Origin of the sequence: Prevotella sp. P4-119, assembly GCF_002251345.1 — a bacterium.
GTDB lineage: Bacteria > Bacteroidota > Bacteroidia > Bacteroidales > Bacteroidaceae > Prevotella.
In genome coordinates this window covers 188493-205043 of sequence record NZ_NPJB01000084.1, presented here as the reverse complement: position 1 = coordinate 205043, position 16551 = coordinate 188493, and the positions used below count along the sequence as shown (strand labels likewise).

The 16551-nt window shown below is 46.8% G+C and carries 17 protein-coding genes and 1 pseudogene; 9 read left to right on the top strand and 9 right to left on the bottom strand.

Annotated elements, in window-relative coordinates:
- Positions 1-5 precede the first annotated feature (5 nt).
- Together queA and folK are read left to right on the top strand one after the other, a co-directional pair.
- Positions 6-1148: a tRNA preQ1(34) S-adenosylmethionine ribosyltransferase-isomerase QueA gene (gene queA / locus CIK89_RS10330; protein WP_094391274.1), complete on the top strand. Its 1143-nt coding sequence runs from the start codon at positions 6-8 to the stop codon at positions 1146-1148.
- Positions 1141-1608, top strand: a complete 468-nt coding sequence (gene folK / locus CIK89_RS10325; RefSeq protein WP_094391273.1) for a 2-amino-4-hydroxy-6-hydroxymethyldihydropteridine diphosphokinase — start codon at positions 1141-1143, stop codon at positions 1606-1608. Before queA ends, folK begins: the two co-directional genes overlap by 8 nt.
- A 135-nt stretch (positions 1609-1743) precedes the next feature.
- Here folK and rpsO read toward each other — a convergent pair whose 3' ends face one another.
- Positions 1744-2013: a 30S ribosomal protein S15 gene (rpsO, locus tag CIK89_RS10320; RefSeq protein WP_094391272.1), complete on the bottom strand. Its 270-nt coding sequence runs from the start codon at positions 2011-2013 to the stop codon at positions 1744-1746.
- A 510-nt stretch (positions 2014-2523) separates the two neighbouring features.
- On the opposite strand from rpsO, the gene xylE reads away from it, so the two are divergent.
- Positions 2524-3978, top strand: coding sequence for a D-xylose transporter XylE (gene xylE, locus CIK89_RS10315; protein ID WP_094391271.1), 1455 nt, complete (start codon positions 2524-2526; stop codon positions 3976-3978).
- 22 nt (positions 3979-4000) lie between these two features.
- The gene (locus CIK89_RS10310; RefSeq protein ID WP_094391308.1) at positions 4001-4357 is read left to right on the top strand and encodes a response regulator; all 357 of its coding nucleotides are present in this window, start codon (positions 4001-4003) and stop codon (positions 4355-4357) included.
- Between the two features lie 42 nt (positions 4358-4399).
- Here the strand turns inward: CIK89_RS10310 and CIK89_RS10305 are convergent, their stop codons facing one another.
- Positions 4400-4852, bottom strand: a complete 453-nt coding sequence (locus CIK89_RS10305) for a nucleoside deaminase (RefSeq protein WP_094391270.1) — start codon at positions 4850-4852, stop codon at positions 4400-4402.
- 571 nt (positions 4853-5423) lie between these two features.
- Between CIK89_RS10305 and CIK89_RS10300 the strand changes: the two genes are divergently transcribed.
- Together CIK89_RS10300 and pyrH are read left to right on the top strand one after the other, a co-directional pair.
- A complete protein-coding gene (locus CIK89_RS10300; protein ID WP_094391269.1) occupies positions 5424-6125 on the top strand; it encodes a biotin--[acetyl-CoA-carboxylase] ligase in 702 nt (233 codons plus the stop codon).
- 51 nt (positions 6126-6176) lie between these two features.
- Positions 6177-6887: a UMP kinase gene (gene pyrH / locus CIK89_RS10295; RefSeq protein WP_094391268.1), complete on the top strand. Its 711-nt coding sequence runs from the start codon at positions 6177-6179 to the stop codon at positions 6885-6887.
- Between the two features lie 80 nt (positions 6888-6967).
- Here the strand turns inward: pyrH and CIK89_RS10290 are convergent, their stop codons facing one another.
- Genes CIK89_RS10290 through CIK89_RS10280 form a run of 3 tightly spaced genes read right to left on the bottom strand, consistent with a single transcriptional unit; the run spans position 6968 to position 8771 of the window.
- Entirely contained in the window at positions 6968-7336 is a 369-nt protein-coding gene (locus CIK89_RS10290; protein WP_094391267.1) for a DUF4834 family protein, read from the bottom strand.
- A 15-nt stretch (positions 7337-7351) separates the two neighbouring features.
- Complete coding sequence (gene pssA / locus CIK89_RS10285) at positions 7352-8053, bottom strand: CDP-diacylglycerol--serine O-phosphatidyltransferase (RefSeq protein WP_094391266.1); 702 nt, start codon at positions 8051-8053, stop codon at positions 7352-7354.
- Positions 8054-8081: 28 nt separating this feature from the next.
- On the bottom strand, positions 8082-8771 hold the full coding sequence (locus CIK89_RS10280; RefSeq protein ID WP_094391265.1) for a phosphatidylserine decarboxylase family protein: 690 nt from the start codon (positions 8769-8771) through the stop codon (positions 8082-8084).
- A gap of 142 nt (positions 8772-8913) precedes the next feature.
- Between CIK89_RS10280 and dnaE the strand changes: the two genes are divergently transcribed.
- The 3 genes from dnaE (at position 8914) to CIK89_RS10265 (ending at position 13374) form a co-directional block, all read left to right on the top strand.
- Positions 8914-12639, top strand: coding sequence for a DNA polymerase III subunit alpha (gene dnaE, locus CIK89_RS10275; RefSeq protein ID WP_094391264.1), 3726 nt, complete (start codon positions 8914-8916; stop codon positions 12637-12639).
- Between the two features lie 80 nt (positions 12640-12719).
- On the top strand, positions 12720-13034 hold the full coding sequence (gene trxA / locus CIK89_RS10270; protein ID WP_094391263.1) for a thioredoxin: 315 nt from the start codon (positions 12720-12722) through the stop codon (positions 13032-13034).
- A 19-nt stretch (positions 13035-13053) separates the two neighbouring features.
- The gene (locus CIK89_RS10265) at positions 13054-13374 is read left to right on the top strand and encodes a hypothetical protein (protein ID WP_094391262.1); all 321 of its coding nucleotides are present in this window, start codon (positions 13054-13056) and stop codon (positions 13372-13374) included.
- Between the two features lie 97 nt (positions 13375-13471).
- Here CIK89_RS10265 and tsaE read toward each other — a convergent pair whose 3' ends face one another.
- From tsaE to CIK89_RS10245, 4 genes and pseudogenes are all read right to left on the bottom strand, one after another.
- Positions 13472-13882: a tRNA (adenosine(37)-N6)-threonylcarbamoyltransferase complex ATPase subunit type 1 TsaE gene (gene tsaE, locus CIK89_RS10260; protein ID WP_094391261.1), complete on the bottom strand. Its 411-nt coding sequence runs from the start codon at positions 13880-13882 to the stop codon at positions 13472-13474.
- A gap of 19 nt (positions 13883-13901) precedes the next feature.
- Positions 13902-15446 (bottom strand): bifunctional response regulator/alkaline phosphatase family protein, encoded by a 1545-nt coding sequence (locus CIK89_RS10255; RefSeq protein ID WP_094391260.1) that lies wholly within the window; start codon positions 15444-15446, stop codon positions 13902-13904.
- 218 nt (positions 15447-15664) lie between these two features.
- Positions 15665-15973: pseudogene (locus CIK89_RS10250) on the bottom strand (alpha-L-fucosidase); the annotation flags it as partial.
- 29 nt (positions 15974-16002) lie between these two features.
- Positions 16003-16200 carry a hypothetical protein gene (locus CIK89_RS10245; protein ID WP_094391258.1) on the bottom strand — a complete coding sequence of 66 codons (198 nt, stop codon included), beginning with the start codon at positions 16198-16200 and terminating at the stop codon, positions 16003-16005.
- Positions 16201-16551 lie beyond the last annotated feature (351 nt).

The window sequence follows — 16551 nt, the reverse complement described above, 5'->3', positions numbered from 1 at the left end:
AAGCAATGAAACTGTCACAATTTAAATTCAAGTTGCCCGAGTCACAGGTAGCCCTTGAGCCACCACACAAAGCATTCGAAAATGAAGACGGAACCATTGATAAAGTATATCGGCGCGATGAATGTCGCCTGATGGTTGTACACCGCAAAAGCGAAACATTCGACATCTTCAAGAAAGATGATGAAGGAAACGACACCAATCAACCGCTGTTATTCCGCGACATCATCAACTATTTCGATGAAGGTGACGTAATGATTCTCAACGATACAAAGGTGTTCCCTGCACGCCTCTATGGCACCAAAGAAAAGACCGACGCAAAGATTGAAGTATTCCTGCTTCGCGAACTCAATGAGGAACTGCGTCTTTGGGACGTACTCGTAGAACCAGCACGTAAGATACGTATTGGCAACAAACTCTTCTTCGATGAAGACGGGCCTATGGTAGCAGAAGTCATCGACAATACCACCAGCCGTGGACGCACATTGCGTTTTCTCTACGACTGTCCCCACGATGAGTTTAAGCGCGAGCTCTTTGCCTTGGGCTCTGCCCCACTACCACGCTATATCGTTGACAAACGTGATGTAACTCCCGAAGACGAAGAAAACTTCCAGACCATCTATGCCCGCCATGAAGGAGCTGTTACCGCTCCAGCCTCAGGTCTCCATTTCAGCCGCGAAGTGATGAAACGTTTGGAAATCCGTGGTATCGACTTCTCCTACATCACCGTACACTGTGGTCTTGGCAGTTTCGACGCCATTGAGGTAGAAGACCTCACCAAGCACAAAATGAATTCCGAGCAGATGATTATCGACAGTAAAGCCTGCTCTACAGTCAATAATGCCAAGAAGGAAGGCCGTAAAATCTGCGCCGTCGGCATTTCTACCCTACGTGCTACAGAGAGCGCCGTCGGCACCGACTGCATGTTGAAAGAGTTTTCTGGTTGGACCAATAAGTTCATCTTCCCACCCTACAACTTCAATCTGGCAGATTCGCTGATAGCCAATTTCTATCATCCCGAATCAACCATGATGATGGCAACCGCCGCCTTCGGTGGTTACGATCTCATCTACAACGCCTACGAAGCTGCCGTCAAAAATGGTTTCATGTTCGGTTGCTATGGCGATGCAATGCTCATCCTTAATGACTAACATTTCTCAGCAACAGACAGAGACAACAAGCGACGATCACCTCCATGAGGTGTATCTCGCTTTAGGTTCCAATCTGGGCAACCGTCAGGAAATGCTCGACGAGGCAGTTAGACAGATAGGTCGCCGCATCGGCAAGGTCATTCGTCGATCATCATGGATAGAGACCGAACCTTGGGGGTTTGAATCTTCCAACCGTTTCCTCAACGGCGCAGTATGTTGTCACACCAATCATACGCCCCACGAAGTGCTTCTGCTGACGCAAGCCATTGAACGCGATATGGGTCGTAAGCGCAAAACCGATAGCCATCATGGCTATTCTGACCGCACAATAGATATCGACATACTGCTCTATGACGATCTGCGAATAGACAGTGCCGAGCTAGTCATTCCCCACCCGTTAATGGAAGAACGCGATTTCGTAATGATTCCCCTTCACGAAATTCTGCGAAAAGTTCTGTAGCGAATAATTGATACTACAATGTAATCAAGCATCATGCTGACGGTAGATAAACATCACGTCAATATGCTATAACAAAAATTATCCCGCTTTCTCTTACGAGTCAGCGGGATAATTTTTGTTATGTACCTTTCGTTATTACTTACGCAGTCCGAGGGCTTTGATCAGTTCACGATAGCGGTTGATGTCCTTGTTGTAGAGATACTTCAAGAGTTTACGACGACGACCTACCATTTTGGTCAAGCTACGAGCTGTACCGAAATCCTTGCGGTTCTGCTTCAGATGCTCGGTGAGGTGACTGATGCGATAGGTGAACAGAGCTACCTGGCTTTCGATAGAACCGGTGTCAGTAGCCGACTGTCCGTGCTTCTCGAAGATTTCTTTCTTCTTAGCTGAATCTAAATACATAATTGTTGATGATTTAATTAAATTGTTAATAATATGACATCTTTCAGATGCTCCCCGTCTTCATCACGGCGGTTCACATTTTCAAATGCGGGTGCAAAGGTACGAATAAGTGAGCGAAAAACCAAATAAAACCTTATATAATTATTTATTTTCATAATGCGAGTAGCTAAAATTGGACGTTTTCGTTAAACCATGAGCAGAATAAAGCTCGCTTTAATTATGCCATGGCGAGAAAAAGTGCCATGACTATGGAAGATTAGAGGTAGGAACATCTCCCTTCTGCTACCTTTATTTTCCCATTCGTTTCCCAATTTTTAATAGGAACTAGAAAAAGAGCACATCAATCACCAAAACGCAGCCTGTTAGCAGGAAATCCCCTATAACGTATGCATTTATGCATTATTCCTCAAAAAAACGTTAAAAAGCAAGCAAAAAGGCCGTGTTAGTTCCAAAAAAATGTTACTTTTGTGCAAACAAATCATACACTTCAATAATTATAAAACAAAAACTATGGAACAGCAGCAAACAGGAAGCAGATCCTATTTGATTTCTATTGTGATGGTTGCCGTATTAGGCGGCCTTCTTTTTGGTTATGACACCGCAGTAATCTCTGGCGCAGAGAAAGGACTTCAAGCCTTCTTTATGGGAGCTAAAGACTTCCAATATACCGATTTCTGGCATGGCTTCACCAGTTCAAGTGCCCTCATCGGTTGTATCATCGGTTCAGCCATCTCTGGTTTGCTCGCTACAAAATTTGGAAGAAAACGTTCATTGATATTCGCCGGCACCATGTTCTTCATATCGGCATGGGGTTCTATGTGTCCTGAGAGCATGTTGTTGCCCGAAGGCAAACCCACCCTCACCCTGCTCATCGTGTTCAATCTCTATCGTGTGATAGGTGGTATCGGCGTAGGCCTTGCCTCTGCTGTTTGCCCCATGTATATTGGTGAGATTGCGCCAAGTGGTATTCGTGGCATGTTGGTATCATGGAACCAGTTTGCTATCATCTTCGGACAGTTGGTGGTTTATTTCGTCAACTTCTTCATCCTTGGCGACCATATTGCCCCAGCCATTGCAAGTGTTGGTGGCGGTTTGAACGAAATACTCAACGGCACAGAAGCCAAATGGGCTATCGAGACTGGCTGGCGCTATATGTTTGGATCGGAAATGATTCCAGCCGGACTGTTTGCCATCCTCATCTGCTTTGTACCTGAGACACCACGCTATCTTGCTATGATTGGCGAAGATGACAAAGCAGAGCGCATCCTTGCAAAGATCAATGGTGCAGCAGCAGCCAAACAGATTCTGTTTGACATTAAGAACACCGTAACAGAGAAGACCGAGAAACTCATGACCTACGGATTCCTTTGCATCTTTGTTGGTGTGATGTTGTCGGTATTCCAACAGGCAGTAGGTATCAATGCTGTGCTCTATTATGCCCCACGCATCTATGAAGCCATGGGTTTCGACAATCCTATGATGCTTACCGTATTCAACGGCATCGTCAATCTGAGCTTCACCTGTGTAGCAATCTTCACTGTAGAGAAGCTCGGTCGTAAGCCCTTGCTCATCGTTGGTTCTCTCGGCATGGCAATAGGTGCTATCGGTGTAGCATGCACCTTCGGCAATCCCGAACTGCAGCTCGTCTGCATGGTATCTATCATGATCTATTCAGCATCATTCATGTTCTCATGGGGTCCCATCTGCTGGGTACTCATCGCCGAAGTATTCCCCAATACCATCCGCGGTGCAGCAGTAGCCATTGCCGTAGCCTTCCAGTGGATATTCAACTGGATCGTATCAACATCGTTTGTCCCCTTGGCCAACAGTCTGGGTTATTGGTTCACCTATAGCCTCTATGGTGTTATCTGTGTGCTGGCAGCCCTCTTCGTATGGAAGTTGGTACCTGAGACCAAAGGCAAGACCTTGGAGGATATGACCAAACTCTGGAAAGACAGAAAATAAGAATAAAACAAAAGAAATGAATATGAAACGTATCTTAGTAGCAGAAGACAACGAAAGCAACTACGTGCTGATGACTTACGTATTGAGAAATCGATATGAAGTGGTACGCGCCAGCAACGGCAAAGAAGCTGTTGAACTGTCTGACCAACAACAATTCGACTTAATCATGATGGACATGAAGATGCCCGTGATGGATGGTCTTGAGGCAACACGCCTCATCAAGGAGAAACATCCAGACCTCCCCATCATCGCATTGACTGCAAACGCTTTTGAAACCGACCGCCAAGCCACATTTGAAGCAGGCTGCTGCGATTTCATGTCGAAGCCATTTAGCAGAGAAAAGTGTTTGGAAACCATCGCAAAGTATATCGGTGAATAAATCCGAAACCTCACTACCAGTACGATAGTCACACGATGACAACTATCGTCTGCTTTTAAAGAAATCTTGCATAAGTTGGCGACATTCTTCCTCAAGAATGCCGCCACTTATCGTTGTACGAGGGTGTAATGCCTTGGGGGCATAGACATGGAATCCTCGTTTATCGTCGGCAGCACCATAGACAATACGCGGAATCTGCGACCAGCCCAATGCACCTGCACACATAGGACAGGGTTCTACGGTAACATAGAGTGTGCAATCGGTCAGATACTTTCCTCCCAATTCGTTTGCAGCTGCCGTTATGGCTTGCATCTCAGCATGCGCAGTAACATCGTTGAGAGTTTCCGTGAGGTTGTGGGCACGGGCAATAACCCTGCCCTGACATACGATTACAGCACCAATAGGTATTTCACCTGCTGCTCCAGCAGCTTCAGCTTCCACCAATGCCATACGCATATAGCGTTCGTCGGTTTTCAATTGTTCTTCTTGTGTCATGGTTGCGAAATTACAAAAAAATAGTTGAATATCCTCAGAAAAGGATCATAAATGCAGAAGAAAACCGTTTTCACACTAAAATTTCATATACCTTGTTTCATTTAATAAAGGTACACATGCTTGCGTACGCGCACGCGTTATCATCATACACCTGCTATCAAACAGCCATCAAAACAGCAAGTTGCCTGCTGTTGTAAGCAAGAGAAATCACAGGCGAATGGTCGTACCACCTACACATATAGTTAATTCAGTTTTCAAAAAAATCCGACCACTCGACCACCGATACTTGCATCATACTATCCTTCAATCTATTATAGGTGTGGTCGATTGTCATTTTGTGGGGTTTTCGACCACCATTCGACCACCATCCGATTTTGGTTTTCACTAACCAGTGATTACCATCTTAAGTAGGCAGCACCTCGGGAATAAAAATAAAAACGAGTTTTTATTTTGTATTCCATTCGGTTTGCACTACCTTTGAAAGGATTTCTTAAGTAGGCGGCACCTCAGGAATAAAAATAAAAACGAGTTTTTATTTTGTATTCCATTCGGTTTGCACTACCTTTGTACTATGAAAGAAAAAATAGTGTATATCGAGGAGACAGATTCCACGAACCGATGGCTGAGAGAACATGGCGGTGATGAAGACTGTGTGGTATGGGCAAACTATCAGACAGATGGACACGGACAAGGATCAAACCATTGGGAATCGGAACGAGGCAAAAACCTCACGTTCTCGGTATTGATGCACCCCACACACGTACCAGCCAACCGACAGTTTCATATCTCTATGGCAGTATCACTGGCGGTGACCGACGCATTAGGACAATATATAGGCGACTTAAGCGTGAAATGGCCTAACGATATCTATTGGCGAAATGCTAAGATCTGTGGCATGCTGATAGAAAACAGACTGAAAGGCATGCAGATATGCGATAGCATTGCGGGCATAGGCATCAACGTAAACCAACGCGAATTTCAAAGCGATGCCCCAAACCCCATATCGCTCTGGCAGATAACCGGACAGGAAACCAACCGGCAAGCACTATTGGAAGATATTATCTGTCACATTGAAAGCTATATGCTGCAGGATGTAAGGAAACGCTACATGCAGGCCCTATACCGCCGAAAAGGCTTTCACCCCTACTGCGATGCGCAAGGCGCTTTTATGGCACGCATAGAAGATGTGGAGGAAGACGGACACCTGGTACTGATGACCGAAGATGGGGAGCGACGCCGCTATGCTTTCAAAGAAGTATCGTTTGTGATCTGAACACCCCTACTACATGATGATAGACAATAATCAATAAAAAACAAAGATAATATGGCAAGATTTAAAAGAATCCTCCTGAAGCTCTCTGGTGAGAGTTTGATGGGCAATCAAGGTTACGGCATCGACGCAGAACGCCTCAGCGACTATGCCCGACAAATTAAGGAAGTCAGTGAGATGGGCGTACAGATTGGTATCGTCATCGGCGGTGGCAACATCTTCCGCGGACTTAGCGGCAGTCAGAAAGGCTTCGACCGCGTGAAAGGCGACCAGATGGGCATGTGTGCCACAGTAATCAATTCGCTGGCACTATCATCTGCTTTGGGAGCTATCGGTGTGAAGAACAAGGTGCTGACAGCCATCCGCATGGAGCCTATCGGCGAATTCTACACCAAATGGAAAGCTATCGAGGCGATGGAAGCAGGACAGGTATGCATCTTCTCTGCAGGTACTGGCAACCCCTATTTCACTACCGATACCGGCAGTAGTCTGCGTGGCATAGAGATAGAAGCCGACGTGATGCTGAAGGGCACACGCGTGGATGGTATTTATACCGCCGACCCCGAAAAGGACCCAACCGCTACTAAGTTTGACGAAATCTCCTATAAAGAAGTATTGTCACGCGGTTTGAAGGTCATGGATCTTACCGCGATCTGCATGTGTCAGGACAACAATCTGCCTATCTATGTATTCAACATGGACGTGGTGGGCAATCTGAAGAAAGTCATGGACGGTGAGGAAATTGGAACCCTCGTACATCCTTAATCCCACTTACTTATACCAACAAAGCGAGCCGCAACACAGAATGTTGCGGCTCGCTTTGTTATATTGATATACTATTTGGATTATTTCTCTTCCTTGAAATCGACGTATTCTCCATCGCCATCATCAAAGATCTTCTTGTTTTCACGACCTCTGCGGTCTATGATGGTTTCACCAAATTGTGTCGTGGTATGCACCTCGACAGGATCTTCCTCTACCGTTTCATTCTCCCATCGACTATTGGTATAACCAGCCGTCTGTGCACGACGATCATACTGTTGGCGCTGCCGTCCAGTCTCGTTGCGATACTGTCTGGCATGTTCGCCTGCTGCATCACGCATCTGTCTCTGCATGCGGCGAATCATTCGCAACACCTGTCCCCCCACAAGTAGGACAAGAAACACGATAAAGAAAAAAACAAAGAGGATCATTCCTCCTATGGCTTTAAGCATGACTATAGGGTTTACTTATTTCTTCTTGTTGATATTGGTAAACAATGACAATACCACATACCAGGCAATGATAACGGCAATGCCGCTGACCTGGAGTAGTAAGAGCAATGGAATGCAAGAGAGAATGAATATATACTTCACCTCGTTGCCACGCCATCCCCAATGCTTAAACTTCAAAGCGAAAAGGGGAATCTCAGCGATAAGCAGATAGCTGGTGAAGAAGATGGCAGCCACCACAACATAAATGCTGTAGGGTAATGCCTCAATAGCTTTGCCACTACCCACAATCAAAGACCCCCAAAAGAGGGCATTTGCAGGAGTGGGCACACCGATAAACGATGTGGTCTGACGCTCATCGAGATTGAATTTAGCCAAGCGCAACGCTGAGAAGGCAGCCATCACAAAGGCGACATAAGGCAACAGGGAATATAATCCTCCCATGCCTTCAACCTGACAATACAGATAGTCGAAGAGGATTGCAGAAGGTGCAAAACCAAAAGTGATGTCATCAGCCAACGAGTCGAGTTCCTTACCAATGGGTGAGCTAACACCAAGGAGGCGTGCACTCATACCATCGAAGAAGTCGAATACCGCACCAATAACGATAAACAGCAATGCCTTATCCCATTCGCTGTAGAATGCCATACATGTTGCGATGCACCCAGAGATGAGATTGCAACAGGTAATGGTGTTAGGAATATGTTTTTTGATGCTCATAATGTAGAATTCGTAAAATGTAACTGTATTACTTCAATACCGCCAATACGGTTTGGTCGCCAGTGGTAGGCTGATCCATGCGGACACGCACCTCTGTACCTATTGGCAGATAGACATCCACACGCGATCCGAGCTTGATGAAGCCTAAGTGCTCGTCGATGTTACATTCCTCTTCAGCCTTTGCATAGGTAACTATGCGACGGGCCATAGCACCGGCAATCTGTCTGACCAGCACATCCTCACCTTCTGGAGTGGTAATCATGATGTCTGCATGCTCGTTTTCCTCACTGGCTTTGGGCAACCAAGCCTTGTGATAATTTCCATTGTGATGACTCACAAACTTCACCTTACCGTCAACGGGGAACCAGTTGGCATGCACATTGAGCGGACTCATAAAGATGCTGATGAGCAAACGCTTATCGTGGAAATAGACATTCTCATCCACTTCCTCAATTACAACGATCTTTCCATCGGCAGGTGCCACGACCATCTTGTGGGTATCTCCATTGAAATAACGGATAGGACAGCGATAGAAATTGAGCGCCAGCATCCATGCCGTGCCCAAACCAAGTATGCTAATCCAAAAAGGAATCTTCGTATCGAAGGCAAACCACAATCCGATAGCCAAAACAATGATAAGTATCATGCTAATGGCCAATTCGCTTGTACCTTCACGGTGTATTCTAATTTTCTTAAGTTTCTTTAGTCTTTTTCCCATACGTAGTGGTACGATTGTTTTATTCCATCTGCAAAGGTACGCTATTTTTATCTATTTCACAAATTTTTTATTCCATTCTTTTGGAGTTCTCACCTTTTAAGCGTAACTTTACACCACATTTATCAAACAATAAACAATAGATATGCAAGATTTCATACATTTACACGTCCACACCTATTACTCTATTCTCGACGGTCAGTCGAGCATTAAGAAACTGGTGGATAAAGCCGTTGGGAACGGCATGCGCGGCATGGCCATCACCGACCACGGCGACATGTTTGGCATCAAGGAATTCCACGATTATGTGGGCGGTGTCAACAAGGGACGTAAGAAGGAAGGTCTCGAGCCTTTCAAGCCCATATTCGGATGTGAGATGTATGTGGCTCGCCGTGGTAGCAAGGAGAATCGCCAAGGCAAGGAAGACATGGGCGGTTACCACCTCATTGTGCTCGCTAAGAATTATAAAGGTTATAAGAATCTGATCAAACTGGTGAGCAATTCCTGGGTCGATGGATTCTATATGCGCCCTCGTACCGACCGTGCCGACTTGGAGAAATACCACGAAGGACTCATCATCTGCTCGGCATGTATTGCCGGCGAAGTGCCCAAAAAGATTCTTGACGGTGATATGGCTGGTGCACGCGAAGCTTTGGAATGGTATCACCGCGTGTTTGGCGACGACTATTATCTTGAACTGCAGCGCCATGAGGTGCGCGATCCCCACCAGCGTGCCAACCGCGAAACCTTCCCTTTGCAGCAACAAGCCAACAAGGTATTGATAGAACTGGCACACGAATACGGCATCAAGCTCGTCTGTTCAAACGATGCCCACTTTGTGGATCAAGAGAATGCCGAGGCCCACGACCACTTGCTCTGCCTCTCTACGGGTAAGGATTTGGACGACCCTACACGTATGCTCTACTCCAAACAGGAGTGGTTTAAGACCCGCGAAGAGATGAACGAGGTGTTTGCCGACATTCCCGAAGCCCTCTCGAACACAACCGAAATACTCGATAAGGTTGAGATCTACAGTCTCGACCACGACCCTATCATGCCTTTCTTCCCCATCCCTGAATCGTTTGGTACCGAAGAAGAATGGCGCCAGAAATACACCGAACAACAACTCTACGACGAGTTTACCACCGACGAGAATGGTGAAAACCCTCTCTCGCCAGAGGAAGGAGAGAAGAAAATCAAGAAACTTGGCGGTTACGACAAAATATACCGTATCAAGTATGAAGCCGACTATCTGGCAAAACTCGCCTATGAGGGTGCCCGCAACCGCTATGGCGACCCTATCCCCGACGAGGTGCACGACCGTGTAAAGTTTGAACTGCACATCATGAAGACGATGGGTTTCCCCGGCTACTTCCTCATTGTGCAAGACTTCATCAACTCTGCACGCGATGAACTCGGTGTAATGGTAGGCCCTGGACGTGGCTCTGCTGCCGGTTCTGTGGTAGCCTACTGTCTGGGAATTACAAAGATTGACCCGTTGAAATACGACCTGCTGTTTGAGCGTTTCCTCAATCCCGACCGTATCTCACTCCCTGATATCGATACCGACTTCGACGATGACGGACGTGGTAAAGTGCTGAAATGGGTGGAAGATAAATACGGTCATGAGAACTGTGCGCATATTATTACCTATGCGTCGATGGCAACCAAAAACTCTCTGAAGGACGTGGCTCGCGTGGAAAAGCTGCCCCTTGCCGAAGCCAATGCCCTCTGTAAAGCCATTCCCGACAAGTTGCCCGATGGCAAAAAGATGAACCTCACCAATGCCATAGCCTGCGTGCCGGAGCTGCGCGATGCCGAGGTATCGACCGATTCGAAGATGGCAAACACTATCAAATATGCGAAGATGTTGGAGGGAACGGTGCGCGGTACGGGCATCCATGCCTGCGGATTCATCATCTGTCGAGACCCCATCAGCGACTGGGTGCCGGTATCTACTGCCGACGACCCCGATTTCAAGGGTGAGAAAACCAACTGCACCCAATACGATGGTCACGTCATTGAATCGACCGGACTGATCAAGATGGACTTCCTTGGACTGAAGACACTGTCGGAGTTGAAGGAGGCCTGTGCCATTATCAAGCAGACCCGTGGCATAGAAGTGGATCTCGATACCATCCCGATAGACGATGCCAAGACCTACGAACTCTATCAGCAAGGACGCACCATCGGTACCTTCCAGTTTGAATCGGCAGGTATGCAGAAGTATCTTCGCGAGCTCCACCCTACCGTTTTCGAAGACCTTATCGCCATGAACGCCCTCTACCGACCGGGTCCAATGGACTATATCCCATCGTTTATCGCGCGTAAAAACGGTAAAGAGGAAATTTCCTACGATATTCCCTGCATGGAGAAATATCTGAAAGACACCTACGGCATCACCGTTTATCAAGAGCAGGTGATGTTGTTGTCACGTCAGTTGGCAGACTTCACCCGTGGTGAGAGTGATGCGCTGCGTAAGGCGATGGGTAAGAAGAAAAAGGACATCGTTGATGCGATGAAGCCTAAATTCATCGAAGGCGGCAAGAAAAACGGACACGATCCTAAGGTATTGGAGAAGATATGGGCAGACTGGGAGAAGTTTGCATCCTATGCGTTCAACAAGTCACATGCGGCATGTTACTCATGGGTGGCATTCCAGACAGCCTATATGAAAGCCAACTATCCTGCCGAGTTTATGGCAGCCATCATGAGCCGACGTCGCGATCAGATTACAGAAATCACCAAACTGATGGATGAATGTAAGGCCATGGGCATTGCAACACTGGGTCCCGATGTGAACGAGAGCTATCAGAAGTTTGGTGTGAACAAGAAAGGAGAGATACGTTTCGGTCTCGCAGCCATTAAAGGCGTGGGCGACCCTGCCGCCATAGCCATCATTACCGAGCGCGAGAAAAACGGTCTTTACAAGGACATCTTCGACTTTGTGCAGCGTGTAAGCCTCAGCGCTGTCAACCGCAAGACGATAGAAAGTCTTGCGCTGAGCGGTGGCTTCGACGGTTTCCGTATTCCGCGCGAAAATTTCTTCGCAAAGAACAACAAGGGCGAATCGTTTCTCGACACCCTTGTGCGTTACGGACAGATGTATCAGGCCGAGCAGCAAGAGGCGCGCAACTCACTCTTTGGTGGTGAAAACGCTGTGGAGATAGCCACACCGCCCATTCCCAAAGGCGAACAGTGGAGCAACATTATGCGACTAAACAAGGAGCGCGATCTGGTGGGCATCTATCTTTCTGCCCATCCGCTCGATGAATATAAAGTGGTAATTGACGCACTTTGCAACACCAAATGTGCCGAACTGGCAGACATCAATGCATTGGCAGACCGCGAAACAGTGGTGCTGGGCGGTATTGTCACCAATGTGGAACAGAAGTTTACCAAGCGCGGCGACCCCTGCGGCTTTGTCACCATCGAGGATTTTGAAGGTTCAGGGCGTCTTGCACTATTCGGCGAAAGCTGGGGACAGATGCGCGGCATGTTTGAAGTGGGAGCCACGGTCTATGTGACCGGCAAGGTGGTTTCGCGCTACTCTCAGTATGGCAATAAAGATGACAACGGCCCTAAAGACCTGCGCGTCTCCTCGGTAGAATACATGCAGAGTGTCAAGGACAAAGCCATTGAGCGCATCACCATCTCTATCGACGTATCGCAACTCGACTCACAGATAGTGACCGAACTAGGCGAACTGGCTCACGAGAGTCCTGGCAAGACCCAGCTGTTCTTCCAATTTGTGGATCAGAGCAAGCGCCGCCGCATACTGTTGCGCAGCCAATCGACCGCTATTGATGTGAAACCCGCATTGCTCAACTATATAGAGCAATCGTCTGCCCTGTCGTATAAGATTAACTAAACGGGGAAAATGGCACGATATTTGCCTTTTAACCCATGAGTGTATAAATACCTATAGTATTAATTAACAAACTTACAATTATGGAATTGAATGTCACAAACGAAAACTTTGCAGAGCTGAAAAACAGCGATCTGCCCCTTGTAGTAGATTTCTGGGCCACATGGTGTGGCCCCTGCCGCATGATAGCTCCTATAGTAGAAGAGTTGGCAAAAGAATATGAAGGTCGCGTCAATGTGGCTAAGTGTGATATTGAGGAGTGTGAAGATATTGCCGCCGAACTGGGCATTCGCAACATCCCCACCCTGCTGTTCATCAAAGGCGGACAGGTTGTTGACAAGTTGGTAGGTGCCCAATCCAAGACTAAGTTGCAGGAGAAGATTGAAAATCTGCTGTAGTACCAATACCCTGACAACAATGACAAGCATTGAAGAAGAGCTTCTCATGGACGAAGAGAACGATGCCCGTGAGGCGGAATATATTCTCCACACCTTGTCCAGCGAGCTTCAAGACCGATACACCACCGATGATATCCGTACTATGATGGATCTCATCGTGGAGTATTACTACGACAGCGGTATGCTGGAGTGTACCGATGCGGAAGTAGAGATAGACCTTCAGGATGTGGCAGACTATGTGGCCAAGCATGCCAAGGAGTACCACGAGAAGGATTATCCGGTAGAAGACGTGTTCTTTGTGGTGCAAGCCGATTTCGACTGGCAGGAACAAAACCTGTAGGAGCCACTCTCGGTTCTGCTACCGCCATACCAAGAACAGGAGGCAATCACGACCTGAAGTCGGTGATTGCCTCCTGTTATGATATGGTTGAGACGGATCAGAACGTCAGCAGACGACTACCGTCGGCTTGTTCTTCGATGGTGACGCGGACGGTATCATCGGGCAATACGTCTTCAATGAGTTCGGGCCACTCTATCAGACAAAGTGCCCCTGAGTAGAAATACTCTTCGTATCCCATATCATAGACCTCTTCGAGTTTCTTAATGCGATAGAAATCGAAGTGATATACAGGTTGTTGTTCGCCGTCAGTATATTCGTTGACAATGGCAAAGGTGGGCGAAGTGATGACATCGTCACACCCCAGTTCTTCACAAAGTGCTTTGACAAATGTGGTTTTTCCTGCACCCATCTTGCCATAGAAGGCAAAGACACGCGAGCTACCGATATTCTCGATAAACTGCCGTGCGGCGCTGCGTATGGTGTCGAGACCGTTGATAGTGATTTCCATATCTTTATTGTTTTATCTGTTATCTGTTTTTTCCTTTCAGTGTGACCAGTGGGATGATCATCTCTTCCATAGAGATGCCGCCGTGCTGGAACGTGTTGCGATAGTAGGCAACATAGTAGTTGTAGTTGTTGGGATAGGCCAGGAAGGTGTTGCCCGTGGCAAACACATAACTGGTGCTTATATTTGGCGAGGGCAGAAAGACGCTCTTAGGGTCTTTGACGGTAAACACATCGCGACTTTCACAAGCGAGGTTGCGTCCCAACTTATAGCGCAGATTGGTGTTGGTATTGCGATCGCCAATGATTTTCACCGGTGTATCGGTGCGAATACTGCCGTGGTCGGTGGTCAGCACAACGCGACAGTCTGTCTGTGACAACCGATGGAGCAACTGGCTGATGGCGGAGTGGCGAAACCAAGAGAGCGTCAGCGAACGGTAGGCAGCCTCATCGTGAGCGAGTTCGCGCACCATCTTTGATTCGGTTCGGGCATGCGACAACATATCGATGAAATTGACCACCACAACATTGAGGCTGTTGCGTTGCAAGAGTTCGTCGGCTTCTGCCAAGAGTTGTTCGACTTCATCGGTGGTGTTGATCTTATGATAGGAGAAGGTATCGCGACGACGCACGCGGTCGAGGAAAGCTTGTATGAGGTGTGGCTCATTGAGGTTTTTGCTCTCTTCGGCATCTTCTTCAGTCCACCAATCGGGATAGCGTTGCTTGATTTCGCTGGGCATCATTCCTGCAAAGAGGGCATTGCGAGCATATTGCGTGGCAGTGGGCAGAATGCTGCAACACAGTTGTTCGGTGATGTCGTAATCGGTCAGTTCGGTTTCGATAGCCTTCCACTGGTCGTAGCGGAAATTGTCGAACACCACGAGAAAAACTTTCTCACCCTGTTTGAGCATAGGCAATATGTGGTGTTGCATGACGTCGTGGTTCATCATGAAATCGTGGTGTTGCATCCAATCGACATAGTTGCGCTTCACGAATTTGGCAAATCCGAGATTGGCTTCTGCCTTCTGCATGCGAAGCATGTCTGCCAGTGCTGGATCAGCCGAAACGAGCTTGAGTTCCCAATCTACGAGTTGTCGGTAGAGCGCAGCCCAATCGTTCCAACAGCAACAATCCATCATTTGCATGGATATTTGCTGAAAATGCTGCTGATAGGCAGTTTGCGTAGTTTCTGCCACCAGTTCTTTACGATGGATAAGTTTTTTGAGCGAGAGCAGAATCTGATTGGGGTTGACGGGTTTGATGAGGTAGTCGGCAATATTGCGGCCCACCGCTTCGTTCATGATATTCTCTTCTTCGCTCTTCGTCACCATGACTACGGGCACCGTGGGTTGTATCAGTTTGATGCGTTCGAGCGCTTGCAGTCCGGTAATACCGGGCATCATTTCATCGAGCAGAATCACATCGAACTGCTGTTGCTTACAGAGTTCTACGGCGTCGGTACCGTTGGTAGCGGTCACGACATCGTAGCCCTTTCTTTCCAGAAAGAGCAGATGAGAACGGAGCAGTTCCATCTCATCGTCAGCCCAAAGTATTCGTCCGTTGGTCATTGCTTATTATCAATATGTGTGCAAAATTAGTGTTTTTTTCTGAAATAACCTGCTTTCGCTACTGATAAATGCCATCTGCCTTGGTCATCGACCTCACATGGACTGCCCCAAAACGTCAGCTATCACTGATTAAAATAGCAGATAGAAAAGTAAATTCAATGAATTTGCTGAGGAAATTCAATGAATTTGGTCGGCAATTTCGATGAATTTGCTGAGGAAACTCCGAATTTCAGTCCGTATTTCTCACATGCCTTGGATAGTTCTCCAACGATATCGCCTTCTCCGTTTTTGTATGGAGTATTGCGGATACAATAGTCGGTGGTATGTGTTGGCCAAAGACAGAAACCATCATGGTGCTTGGCGGTAATACTTACGCCCTTCATACCTACGGCAACCAAGGTTTTTGCCCACTGTTCACAATCCAACTTTTTGGGATTGAATGTCTTCACATCAGTATTGCCATATCCCCATTCCTTATCGTTGAATGTATTGAGACCGAAGTGGATGAAGGCATAAGTTGGTTGTTTTAAGTTATTGATATTTTATTTATTATAGTTTATTCAACAGTCTGTATCTTGCCATGAGGCAGGCTCCAGTAATGCCGGCAAGTCCTTTGAGGCATGAGGTCATAGACCATTAGTATGCGTCCGGCAGAGTTATCTTTCTTCCCTGCCTCTCTTACAAGCCCTGCCTTCATGAGTTCGTTGATGGCGCATGTAGTAGTAGGAAGACTTACTCCGACCGCCTTCGACATCTCAGGTATTGTAAAGGCACCTTGCGAGACAAATTTCTCCAATATACGCCCTTGAACTGAGGATTACTTATTTATATTTTTAATATTTTTAATTATATCACAAAACATAAACAATATTTTTTATTTGCAAAGATAGTCTTTTTTAATATTCATAACTATTTTTTTGTAGTTAATAAATCTTAAACCGATAAAAATTATCTGTTTTCATCTAAACTTTTCAGCAACAATTCACCCTACACCTTAATTATATATAGAATACAAGCAAAGAAGCACAGCCTTGTTTTTACACCAGCAAACGCATCATACGTTACACACCAACAATTTCTCCCAGCATACTCCCATGACCTTCTG

Excerpts from the sequence above, each read along its gene's own strand:
- CIK89_RS10280 (WP_094391265.1), bottom strand. The coding sequence starts at position 8,771 with ATGGGAAAAAGACTAAAGAAACTTAAGAAAATTAGAATACACCGTGAA.
- CIK89_RS10265 (WP_094391262.1), top strand. The coding sequence starts at position 13,054 with ATGACAAGCATTGAAGAAGAGCTTCTCATGGACGAAGAGAACGATGCC.
- dnaE (WP_094391264.1), top strand. The coding sequence starts at position 8,914 with ATGCAAGATTTCATACATTTACACGTCCACACCTATTACTCTATTCTC.
- pssA (WP_094391266.1), bottom strand. The coding sequence starts at position 8,053 with ATGAGCATCAAAAAACATATTCCTAACACCATTACCTGTTGCAATCTC.
- xylE (WP_094391271.1), top strand. The coding sequence starts at position 2,524 with ATGGAACAGCAGCAAACAGGAAGCAGATCCTATTTGATTTCTATTGTG.
- pyrH (WP_094391268.1), top strand. The coding sequence starts at position 6,177 with ATGGCAAGATTTAAAAGAATCCTCCTGAAGCTCTCTGGTGAGAGTTTG.
- folK (WP_094391273.1), top strand. The coding sequence starts at position 1,141 with ATGACTAACATTTCTCAGCAACAGACAGAGACAACAAGCGACGATCAC.
- CIK89_RS10245 (WP_094391258.1), bottom strand. The coding sequence starts at position 16,200 with ATGTCGAAGGCGGTCGGAGTAAGTCTTCCTACTACTACATGCGCCATC.
- CIK89_RS10300 (WP_094391269.1), top strand. The coding sequence starts at position 5,424 with ATGAAAGAAAAAATAGTGTATATCGAGGAGACAGATTCCACGAACCGA.
- queA (WP_094391274.1), top strand. The coding sequence starts at position 6 with ATGAAACTGTCACAATTTAAATTCAAGTTGCCCGAGTCACAGGTAGCC.
- trxA (WP_094391263.1), top strand. The coding sequence starts at position 12,720 with ATGGAATTGAATGTCACAAACGAAAACTTTGCAGAGCTGAAAAACAGC.
- CIK89_RS10290 (WP_094391267.1), bottom strand. The coding sequence starts at position 7,336 with ATGCTTAAAGCCATAGGAGGAATGATCCTCTTTGTTTTTTTCTTTATC.
- rpsO (WP_094391272.1), bottom strand. The coding sequence starts at position 2,013 with ATGTATTTAGATTCAGCTAAGAAGAAAGAAATCTTCGAGAAGCACGGA.
- CIK89_RS10310 (WP_094391308.1), top strand. The coding sequence starts at position 4,001 with ATGAAACGTATCTTAGTAGCAGAAGACAACGAAAGCAACTACGTGCTG.
- CIK89_RS10305 (WP_094391270.1), bottom strand. The coding sequence starts at position 4,852 with ATGACACAAGAAGAACAATTGAAAACCGACGAACGCTATATGCGTATG.
- tsaE (WP_094391261.1), bottom strand. The coding sequence starts at position 13,882 with ATGGAAATCACTATCAACGGTCTCGACACCATACGCAGCGCCGCACGG.
- CIK89_RS10255 (WP_094391260.1), bottom strand. The coding sequence starts at position 15,446 with ATGACCAACGGACGAATACTTTGGGCTGACGATGAGATGGAACTGCTC.